Raw genomic sequence first — 9455 nt, forward strand, 5'->3', positions numbered from 1 at the left:
GAGATGGAACCGCACGAGCTGGAGAACCTGCTGCGCGAGGCCCAGCCGGAGCACGCCGCCCGCCTCGTCGACGAGATGGAGCCCGACGAGGCCACCGATGCCCTGCGCGACCTCACCCGCGAGGAGCGCGAGGCCCTGCTGTCCCGCATGCCGAGCGGCGAGGCCGCGGAGCTGCGACGGCTGCTGACCCACCGCGAGGGCACCTCCGGCGGCGCCATGACCACACTGCTGATCACCTCCCGCCCGGACGAGACCGTCGCCAAAGTGCGGGCACAGCTGGCCGAACAGGCCGAGCACCGCACCGAGATCGACGCGATCGCCGTCGTGGACGACAACGGCCGGCTGCTGTGCGACCTCCCCCTGTTCGACCTGGCCGTCGCCGAGGACACCACCCCGATGGCCGACCTGGTGACCTGGCGATCCCAGTTCGGCCCGCCAGCCACCGTCCGCCCCGACACCCCCCTCGGCGAGGCCGCCGACCAGCTGGTCGACTCCCGCGCCACCTCACTTCTGGTGGTCGACGACACCGACCGGCCCCTCGGCCGGATCCTCGCCGACGACCTGCTCGACTACCTGCTGCCCGAGCGCGGGCGTCTGCACTTCCGGAGGTTCCTGCAGTGACCAGCGACCTGGACACCACAACGGCCACCTCCCCCGCCGCCCTCGCCACGCGGCGGCGGGGCCTGGGCCGTCTCGCGATGATCGCTGCCATCGCCGGTCCCGGCCTGGTCGCCGCGAACGCCGGCAACGACGCCGCAGGCATCGCCACCTACGCCTCCGCCGGGTCTCAATACACCTACGGCACGCTGTTCTTCATGGTGCTGGTCACCATCGCCCTGGTCATGGTCCAGGAGATGGCCGTACGCCTCGGCGCGCACACCGGCAAGGGTCTCGGGGCGCTGATCCGCGAGCAGTTCAGCCTCCGCCTGACCGCACTTGCGGTGTTCTGTCTCCTGCTGGCCAACACGGGCCTGGTCGTCAGCGAGTTCGCGGGCATCGGTGCCGCCTTCGAACTGCTCGGCGTACCAAAGTGGGCGGTCATCCCGCCGGCCGCGATCCTGCTCTGGTCGCTGGTCCTGTTCGGCTCCTACCGGTGGGCAGAACGCATCTTCCTCATCATGTCGCTGGCGTTCTTCGCCTACCCCATCGCGATGATCCTGGGCCACCCCCAATGGGGCGAGGTCGGCAAGCACCTCGTCGTCCCGCACATCGAGCCCAACAAGAGCTTCATCCTCCTCGCGGTCGCCCTGATCGGCACGACCGTCAGCCCGTACATGCAGTTCTACGCCGCCGCAGGCGTCGTCGACCGGGGCGCCAAACCCGAGGACTACCGGCTCATCAAGCTGGACGCCGTGATCGGTGCGGTGTTCGCCTGCATCATCAGCCTGACGATCATCATCGCCACCGCCGCCGCGATCGGCGGCACCGGCCCGCTGGACTCAGCGGCCCAGGCTGCACAAGCCCTCGAACCGGTCGCCGGCCAGAACGCCGAACTCCTCTTCGCCGTGGGCCTGATCGGTGCCTCCGCGCTCGCCGGTGCCGTCGTCCCGCTCTCCGCCAGCTACGCCGTCGGCGAGGCCGCCGGAGTGGAACGCTCCGTCTCCCGCAGCTTCCGCGACGCACCGCTCTTCCTGGGCCTGTTCACCGCCCAGATCGTGCTCGGCGCGGTCGTCGCCATGACCCCGGTGAACGTCATCCAGCTGCTCATCGGCACCCAGGTCCTCCAGGGCCTGATCAGCCCCATCGTGCTGGTCTACCTTCTGGTCCTGACCAACCGCCGCTCGGTGCTCGGCGCGGCGGCCAACGGCCCCCGCTACCGGATCGGCGCCACCGTCGTGGTCGTCGGCGTCGCGGGCATGTCCACCATCCTGCTCGTCCAGACCATCCTCGGCTGGTTCGGCCTCGGCTGACCCCCGACGCGGGCTTCGTGCGTACGCGATGCGTGAACGGACTGTCCGGCACAGGGTGTCGTGCGCGAGATCGAGTACGCAGCCGCTTCGCTGCTGACCAGGGGAAATAGCATCGCCCAGCAGCGTCGAGCACTCCCCGGCAAGGATTCGATCCCACTCCTAAAGCGGGTGTCGCAGGTTCGAATCCTGCCGGGGGCACAGAGAGAAGGGCCAGCTCAGGAGGGATTTCCTCCCAGGCTGGGCCTTCGGCGTTCCAGGGGTCGTGCCACACGCGTGCGACTATGGGCCGGCACGTTCGTCTCGGACGAGGCTGAGGCCGCTCCCCCGCCGCCCCAAAACACGGCGCCGGGCCGGTCGGCGATGGCCCGGTCCCGTTCGCTGGTCATGTGCTGATAGATCAGCGCGGCCCGTCAGCTGCTGTGGCCCAACCGGGACCAGGCGGTTCGAATGAGGCGGCGGGCGTGGTCGCTGATGTCGAACTGGGCGAGTTCGGTGGCGAACTTGAGGGAGCGGTCGAGTGCTCCCGTCGCGATCTCGGCGCGTTTGGTGGCGCGCCGAAGCAACTCCAATCCAAAACCACTCCGCCGACCTGGCACGCCCGACCCGGCGGCATTACTGGGCATGGTCATCCGGGCTGCGTGCTGGTCTGCTAGGGGCAGGCGGTTGAGCCGGTCGTTGCAGGGCGGGCGGGTACCGGGGTCTGCCAGAAGAGGGTGTGGACGACGGCGGGCAGTACCGAGGAGGCCGCGACAGCGAGTGCGAGGGAGGACAGGAAGTTCACGTTGTAGCCCTGCGAAAGGACAGCGAGGACGATGCTGAGGACGCCGACGCCGACACCCCGGACCAGCGAGCCGACCGGACCTCGCTGACTTCCCTGAGCCGGCCGCGGCGTGCTGTGTGCACGTGGACGTCGTGGGCCAACGCAGCGGCCGTCGAGAGCGTGGCACCGGCGACCACCCCGAGGACGGCGACGAACACCGCGCACGCCACAGCCGTGAACAGCGCGCTCCCCGCAGCGCTCGAGGTGCCCCCTTCCAGTCCGCCGGCCAGCAGCAGCGACATCTGTCCCTTCGGGTCGACCGCGGTGATGGTGCGGTCGCCGACCACCGCGGCCGCGCCCAGCCCGGCGATCGCCACGAGCAGGCAGAAGACGCTGATCACCGTGATGACGTACCGGGTGGCACGGCGAGCGGCCGCGCCGTCGGCACCGGAGTTGATCTGCATGATCATGTGCGGCATCACGGCAAGGCCCAGCACGACGGTGAGCTACGGATGCAGGCGACCGGGACGGTGGCGCGGATGAGCGGTCCACAGCACGGCGGCGCAGGTCCAGCAGGGCGGGGTTCTCCGCGTCCGGGCTTCGGGATGCGGTCACCGGCACGGGCTGGATACGCTCGCTGAGTGGCCGGGTGACGATGGCCCAAGGCCGTGGCGCAGCAGCCGCCCCACCCGGCCCAGCGGAAACGAAGACGTCCGCATTCCAAACCTCTGCAGTGTTCACGCCTCCGTGGGAGGAAGGTTGCGATGAGGTTCACTAGCATGCGTACGGCAGAGGCCACCGCGGCAGCTCTGGTCGCCATCCCTCTCGCGCTGGGAGGTCTGGCGTCGCAGAGTCACGCACAGGATGCGTCTCCCAGCCCGTCGGGAACGTTCGGTCCCGGCTGTTCGGCGCTCTCCCAGAAAGCCACCACGGTCAAGGACAAGGTCGTAGAGGCTGCGGCCGCATATCCGCAGCTCAGTCACCTGGTCTCAGCCGCGGTCAGAGCAAAGCTGAGCGGCACCCTCGACGGGAAGCCCCAGGTCACCATCTTCGCTCCCAACGACAAGGCCTTCCAGAAGATGACCGTGTCGCAGCTTGCCTCGCTCCTCAGCAATCAGGGTCAGCTGAAGAAGGTGCTGACCTACCACGTCGTCGACAAGCAGATCACCCCGAACGAACTCTCCAAGGGCTCCTTCACGACGATGGAAGGCAGCAAACTGACCACGTCGGGCTCAGGCACCCACTTCAAGGTCAACGGCAAGGCGAACATCGTCTGCGGCAACATCGCGGCCGCGAACGCCACCATCTACGTCATTGACACAGTTCTCCAGCCCCCGTCCTGACTCACGGCTCTCGTTCACGGCGCGGGGCGACCCATTGCGGACTCGGGAACGGGAGTTCCCTCCCGCAGCTTCCCGCCCGTGGCGGTGATCTCTTCGTGCCAGCTGACGTATCGGTCGTCGAGGGCGACGGCCTGCTTCCGGCAACGTGATCGGGAGCCACCTTGTATGACGGTGTGACATGCCGTCTTTGGCGTGCTGGTTGAGCTGTTTGCCCGGATCACCCTGTGCGAGTTAATCAGGGTCGTGTCAGGGGGGACGCTGCTGTGTGGTGCCCCGGGGGTGGTTCGGGTGTCTACGGATGTCGGTGAGTTATCGGGGTTAGGGCTGCTGACCCGGGTGTATCCGCCGGGGTTGGTGGATCGTGTGGTGGCCGCCTGTGGTCGTGCGGAGCGCCGTAGGCGTCTGCTGCCGGCCCGGCTGGTGGTGTATTTCGTGCTGGGGCTGGCGCTGTTCTCTCCGGCTCCGTATCTGGAAGTGATGCGGCACCTGGTGGAGGGTCTGCGAGGTCAGGGGCTGCTGGGCGGCTGGCATGTGCCGGCGAAGTCCTCGTTGTTTCGGGCCCGGCAGCGGCTGGGCCGTGAACCATTTCTTTCGTGTGCTGTTCGCCGCGACGGCCAAGCCGATGGCCACCGAGGCGGCTCCCGGCGCTTTCTGGCGCGGGTTGCGGCTGCTGGCGGTGGACGGGACCCGCTGGGACGTCGCGGACACTGAAGCCAACGCGGCCGCCTTCGGACGTCCGGGCAGCGGCCGCGGGTCAGGCAGGAGCGCGTTTCCGCAGGTTGGATGGCTGCATTGGTGGAGGTGGGCAGCCATGCGGTACTGGACGCAGAACTCGCCGGCTGCCGCACCGAGGAAGTAACCCTGGTCGGCCGCCTGCCGCGTTCACTCGGCCCGGGCCAACTCGAGTGCCGGCCACCCATTGCTGGCTCCTGAGCTTGACCACGGCCAGGGGCGTGAAGTAGCTCGCGCAGTCGGCGGCCAGGGATTGATCCCCAAGCCTGCCTCGACGACCATCTCGGCGAACGCGGTGGTCTCCCGCTCGCGTGCGGCTGGCACAGCGTCGTAGGCAGGGGACGTTACCGCAGAGCCGGTGCGGATGCGCAGGGCTTCGTTGACGATCGGATGCCAGCGCTCACCGAACGTGGTCAGAGCGTACTGTCCAGCGCCGCCCTTGGACGTGAGCCGATCGCTGGCCAGCAGATGATGCAGGCGCGAGACACCCAGCACGAACCACTCGGTTACCCACTCGGTTACCCACTCGGCCCGCTCACTCGGCCAGGCGGCAACCGTGCCCTCCGGCGCGGAGCTTGTCGAGCAACGGGAGCCAGTACTCGCTCAGGTTCCCGTGGGAATAGGCACGCAGCGCCGCGCGGTCAGTCCACACACCGGCTGCTGCCAGTCGCGGTCGCCGTCGGTGACGATCAGACGGGTGACCTTGTGCGGCGCGGTCTTCCCGGTGAGTGCGTTGGTCGCGACGACCTTGTCGCCTGCCCTGATGTTCTCGATGTTCTCCGTGGAGGCGCCGGCCATGTGCACTTTGGTGCCGGCGACGAAGCACTGGGTGCACGTGCCCTCAACAGGTCTTCTTTCCTCAGCCTCGCGTAGGGCTTGTCCGAGGCCGTTGTTGAATCGGCTGATGCCATCGGTGATTTCGTAAATCCCTGCGCCCGCTATCACGATGCCTCCGGCGATGGCCGGTGCGCCCACCAGGCAGCCGAAGCCGCTCAGGCAGAGTTCTGCGCCTCCGAAGACGACTTCGCCGCCCTGGCCCGTTCCCCAGATGTCGGCACCGGTCTGGATCAGACCTGCCCAGATGTCAGGATTACTGAGGATCGCCTGCCCGTAGTCGCCGATCGTGTAGACGGTGTCCTTCAGCCAGCTGGGTACCCAGCTGCCGTCGTCAGCCCTTTGATCGCTCTTGTGTTTCTCCAACCACTGCCGAAACTGCGCCTGCTATTGCTGCAGTTTGGTGACTGCGGGGCGCTGCGCTTCCATTGCCGCCTGGTCGGCGGCGGTGGCGTCCTTGCCGGCGGCCAGGGCTGAGGTGCGGGCTTGCTGGGCGGATGTCCAGGCCGAGTCGGCGGAGCCGCGTGCGGCGGTGGGCCGAGTGCTGGGCCTGGGCGGCGGAGGTTACGGCCGCGGCAGCTGCGTTCTCGGCGTCCTGCTGGGCGTTGCGGGCAGTGGTGGCCGAGGCCGCTGCGTCCTTGGCGGACTGTTCGGCCTGCGTGGCATAGCCGTCGGCCTGCGTGGCGTACTTCTTGGCGTCCTTGGCCGCCTGGTCGGCCTGCTTGGCGTAGCCGGCAGCTTCGTCTGCGGCCTTGGCAGCGGCGGCTGCAGCCTTGCCCGCCTCGGCCGCGTTCTTCTGCGCGGTGGCGGCCACGCCCGCAGCCTGTGCGATGAGCTGCAGGATCTGGGCCTCGTGCGTGGCGCCAAGCTGGTCCTGGCGCTGGGCCTTGTACTGGCCGACGGTGATGAAGAGGTGGAGGAGGTCGGAGGGCCCTTCCAGGGCGCCTGGCCGCCGGCGACGACGCCTGCCGACTGCTGAAACTCCTCCATCAGCAGGGAACCGGCTACCGGCCCGGCCCGCAGGCCGAGGCCCTGCGGGCCAGATCGTCGTGCAGAACTACTACCGCGACGCGGCAGGCCGCCTGCGCTGGCGCACCGCCGACGACGGTGGGCTGCCGCCCTCCTCCTCGGCGGTCGTCTCCCCTTACGACACCACGGCGCGCTACGTCCGCCACGGGCACATCATCAGCTGGAAGGGGTTCGCCGCGCATGTCACCGAGACGTGTGCCTCTGGCGGCGTCAACGTGATCACGGATGTGGCCACCACCTCGGCCGCCACGAACGACGGCCAGGCCCTGCCCGGTATCCACGCCCGCCTGGCGCGCCGCGGCTGCTGCCTGCCGAGCACCTGGTCAACGGCGGCTACACCTCCCTGGTCCACCTGGAACGAGCCCAGCGCGAACACCAGATCACCCTCAACGGCCCACTGCCGGGCAATCCCACCCGCCAGCACCGCAAGAACGACGGCTTCGACCGCGACGATTTCCACATCGACTTCGACCGCCGGCAGGTCACCTGCCCCCAGGGTCAGGTCAGCGCCGGCTGGCACGGCCCCTACCCGACGTCCTCGCCCACCGCCGCCCCGCTGATCGTGGCCCGGTTCACCAAGAGCCAGTGTCGCCCCTGCCCGGTCCGCACCCGGTGCACCACCACCGCCGACAGCGCCCGGACCGTGGGCTTCCCCCACGAGAACTCCGCGACCTGCAGCTCCGCGTCCGCGCCGAGCAGCAGACCCCTGACTGCAAGGCCCGCTACGCGGTGCGTTCCGGAGCCGAGGGCACCATCAACGAGTTCGCTCACGGACACGGCATGCGCCACTGCCGCTACCGAGGACAGCCGAAAGCCCATCTGCAACACGTACTCACGGCCATCGCCGTGAACATCGAACGCCTCAGCAGTCAGCCCGCGACTGAGGGACCCTCTTCGCCGAGACCTCCGACCGCGTTCAAGACCTTCCTGGACCAGCACGGCATCCCCCGGTCGAAGTCATGGCGAACGCTGGGCAGTTAGACCTCCACCGCTTCAAGATCCCCGACAGAGTCAAGCTCAGCCGCGAGGCGCGCGCCCGCAGCGACGGCCACCTGCCTGCCGGACGCGCCGAGCCCGTAGGCGACGAGGCCTCCCTGGGCGGCCACCAGCGCGTCGACGAGCTGTGCCGCCTCGGGGTGGGTGAGCACATCGGTCATGTAGGCCCCTCAGTTCCGCGCCGGACATTCCGGCGGCAGCGCAGCCGTTCGAGAACGCCAGCCTCTCCGGCCCGGACGCCTGGTCGAGCTGCCGGTCAGTTTCGAGGCAATCAGACGGGCATTGCCTCGAGCGCCGAGTGCCGGGCACCGTCCCATCGACTGCGAGAGTCTCATGCCCCGCGCTCCCTTACGACGGGATCTTCGCGTCAACGGATGTACGCCTCTTGCGGGTGATCGTCCGTCTGGCGCGGCTTCCCAGCCCGGCGGGCGCCGGAGCGGAGCGCAGTGCTTCCATGGGGCGCCGGCCAGCCGTGGCAGAAGACTCGCCCGCGCAGCAGAACACAGCGACAGGCCAACCAGGCGGGGGCAAACCACAGTGAGCCGGGCGTATGTGCGGTGGGGTGCGGCTGGGGGATGTCAGGCTCGTGCCGGCAGCGGTCTCATCGAGGGCGAGCTCGACGAGGAGACGAGCCCGGCCAGCCCTCCGGCGCGAGCACCACCGCGCGTGGAGGGGGCGGAGACGCACGGTGAGACTGACCTGTAGGCGTCGACCGGCTCACCCACTGCTGGTGTCCATCCCTGGGAAACGGCCCACCAGCCCCAGCTGACTGGTAGGGATGATGCTATGGACGATCAACAGCTCGGCCCCGACGGCGAGGCCGCCCTCCAGCACGGCCGCGAACTGCTGGCCGCGGGCGACCGCGACGGCGCAGAGGAGCGATTCGCCGAGGCAGCCGAACTCGGCGCCCTGGACGCGCCTTGGCGAATCGCGCAGGCCTACCTTGAGGCGCACGATACCCGCACCGCCGCGTGGATGCGCCGAGCCGCGACCTCCTTGAGCCAGCCCGGCGGCATCACCGTCGACCCCGACACACTGCCGATCACCACCATCAGATGCGAGGACTACGAGGTCCTTGCCGACCAGGTATGGTGCGTCGCGGTCACCGACTGCGACCCGCAGGCGGCCGTCGCGGCGCTGCGAGCCGCCGCCCCCTCGATCGGCCAAGCCACCGAAGACGGCCGCGTACCCGCCGCCGACCAGATCGCCACCGCGCCTTACTACGCGAACTGCACCTGGGTCGACGAGACGAAGCTGACACTGACCCTGGACGCCAAGGACGGGGTCATGCCGATGCTTGCGCGCGTCGTCCTGACCGTCCTCGTCGCAGAGCTCGAGCGCACCGGTGCCACCCAGGCACGACTTCACACCCCGCGTTCGGCCTGGCCCCTGTACTGAGGCGCGCCTCGCAGCGGTGGCCGATGCGGCCGATCAGTGCAGCAGAGATCGAGGGCCGCGCTCTCAGGTGGTGAGGGCGGCGGTGTCGACCCAGCGGGCCAGCACGCTGAATGCCGCGAGCTGTTCCAGCGCCGCGTGCTTGAGCAGTTCCCGCAGGCCGCCCTCGTTGCTGTTGGGGTTTCTGATGCCGGTGTAGCAACCCTCGGCGAAGGCAGCGGCGCCGCGCTGAACACTGCGGAAGGTGTCGCTGCCGCCGTCGGGCATCAGCCGCAGCCGCGGCTGTCCCGGCTTGGGATCGTCTTTGGAGAACACGCTCTGGAACAGGGCGGTCTCGGTGGCGTCCCGGCGCGCGACCTTACTAGGGCCTGTGTGATGTTGTGATCAACCAGTCGTCTTCAGGAGGTCGTTGATCCAGATCATCGAGGCACGGAGGTGGAGGCCGGCAAGGTAGCT

General features: G+C 68.9%; 11 protein-coding genes and 4 pseudogenes. 8 read left to right on the forward strand and 7 right to left on the reverse strand.

Annotated elements, in window-relative coordinates:
* Positions 1-621 (forward strand): CBS domain-containing protein (locus ABT288_RS47980; RefSeq protein ID WP_351622862.1); only part of this gene is annotated, 621 nt, incomplete at its 5' end.
* Positions 618-1910 (forward strand): NRAMP family divalent metal transporter, encoded by a 1293-nt coding sequence (locus ABT288_RS47985; protein WP_351622863.1) that lies wholly within the window; start codon positions 618-620, stop codon positions 1908-1910. The genes ABT288_RS47980 and ABT288_RS47985, both read left to right, overlap by 4 nt.
* A gap of 431 nt (positions 1911-2341) precedes the next feature.
* On the opposite strand, the pseudogene ABT288_RS47990 reads toward ABT288_RS47985, so the two are convergent.
* Positions 2342-2473: pseudogene (locus ABT288_RS47990) on the reverse strand (replication initiation protein); the annotation flags it as partial.
* A gap of 214 nt (positions 2474-2687) precedes the next feature.
* Positions 2688-3167: a sodium:solute symporter family transporter gene (locus tag ABT288_RS47995; protein WP_351622866.1), complete on the reverse strand. Its 480-nt coding sequence runs from the start codon at positions 3165-3167 to the stop codon at positions 2688-2690.
* A gap of 282 nt (positions 3168-3449) precedes the next feature.
* Between ABT288_RS47995 and ABT288_RS48000 the strand changes: the two genes are divergently transcribed.
* Positions 3450-4013, forward strand: a complete 564-nt coding sequence (locus ABT288_RS48000; protein WP_351622869.1) for a fasciclin domain-containing protein — start codon at positions 3450-3452, stop codon at positions 4011-4013.
* A 192-nt stretch (positions 4014-4205) separates the two neighbouring features.
* Complete coding sequence (locus tag ABT288_RS48005) at positions 4206-4724, forward strand: transposase domain-containing protein (protein ID WP_351622872.1); 519 nt, start codon at positions 4206-4208, stop codon at positions 4722-4724.
* 171 nt (positions 4725-4895) lie between these two features.
* Here ABT288_RS48005 and ABT288_RS48010 read toward each other — a convergent pair.
* Together ABT288_RS48010 and ABT288_RS48015 are read right to left on the reverse strand one after the other, a co-directional pair.
* Positions 4896-5249, reverse strand: a pseudogene (locus tag ABT288_RS48010) (aminoglycoside adenylyltransferase domain-containing protein); the annotation flags it as partial.
* Between the two features lie 99 nt (positions 5250-5348).
* Entirely contained in the window at positions 5349-5945 is a 597-nt protein-coding gene (locus tag ABT288_RS48015) for a hypothetical protein (RefSeq protein WP_351622875.1), read from the reverse strand.
* 175 nt (positions 5946-6120) lie between these two features.
* Between ABT288_RS48015 and ABT288_RS48020 the strand changes: the two genes are divergently transcribed.
* Positions 6121-6558, forward strand: coding sequence for a hypothetical protein (locus ABT288_RS48020; RefSeq protein ID WP_351622878.1), 438 nt, complete (start codon positions 6121-6123; stop codon positions 6556-6558).
* Between the two features lie 183 nt (positions 6559-6741).
* Here ABT288_RS48020 and ABT288_RS48025 read toward each other — a convergent pair whose 3' ends face one another.
* Positions 6742-7128, reverse strand: coding sequence for a hypothetical protein (locus ABT288_RS48025; protein WP_351622881.1), 387 nt, complete (start codon positions 7126-7128; stop codon positions 6742-6744).
* Here ABT288_RS48025 and ABT288_RS48030 point away from each other — a divergent pair.
* A pseudogene (locus tag ABT288_RS48030) lies at positions 7069-7200 on the forward strand (hypothetical protein); the annotation flags it as partial. The gene ABT288_RS48025 and the pseudogene ABT288_RS48030 sit on opposite strands and share 60 nt — an antisense overlap.
* 20 nt (positions 7201-7220) lie before the next feature.
* The gene (locus tag ABT288_RS48035) at positions 7221-7589 is read left to right on the forward strand and encodes a transposase (protein WP_351622889.1); all 369 of its coding nucleotides are present in this window, start codon (positions 7221-7223) and stop codon (positions 7587-7589) included.
* Here the strand turns inward: ABT288_RS48035 and ABT288_RS48040 are convergent.
* Positions 7586-7765, reverse strand: coding sequence for a hypothetical protein (locus tag ABT288_RS48040; RefSeq protein WP_351622884.1), 180 nt, complete (start codon positions 7763-7765; stop codon positions 7586-7588). The two genes, ABT288_RS48035 and ABT288_RS48040, sit on opposite strands and share 4 nt — an antisense overlap.
* A gap of 625 nt (positions 7766-8390) precedes the next feature.
* Between ABT288_RS48040 and ABT288_RS48045 the strand changes: the two genes are divergently transcribed.
* A complete protein-coding gene (locus ABT288_RS48045) occupies positions 8391-9002 on the forward strand; it encodes a hypothetical protein (RefSeq protein ID WP_351622887.1) in 612 nt (203 codons plus the stop codon).
* A gap of 63 nt (positions 9003-9065) precedes the next feature.
* On the opposite strand, the pseudogene ABT288_RS48050 reads toward ABT288_RS48045, so the two are convergent.
* A pseudogene (locus ABT288_RS48050) lies at positions 9066-9335 on the reverse strand (TIGR02391 family protein); the annotation flags it as partial.
* Between the last annotated feature and the right edge of the window lie 120 nt (positions 9336-9455).

This window comes from Streptomyces sp. NPDC001093, from assembly GCF_040298985.1.
Classification (GTDB): Bacteria; Actinomycetota; Actinomycetes; order Streptomycetales; family Streptomycetaceae; genus Streptomyces.

Coding starts and splice junctions, on each gene's coding strand:
- ABT288_RS48045 (WP_351622887.1), top strand. CDS start 8,391: ATGGACGATCAACAGCTCGGCCCCGACGGCGAGGCCGCCCTCCAGCAC.
- ABT288_RS48000 (WP_351622869.1), top strand. CDS start 3,450: ATGCGTACGGCAGAGGCCACCGCGGCAGCTCTGGTCGCCATCCCTCTC.
- ABT288_RS48040 (WP_351622884.1), bottom strand. CDS start 7,765: ATGACCGATGTGCTCACCCACCCCGAGGCGGCACAGCTCGTCGACGCG.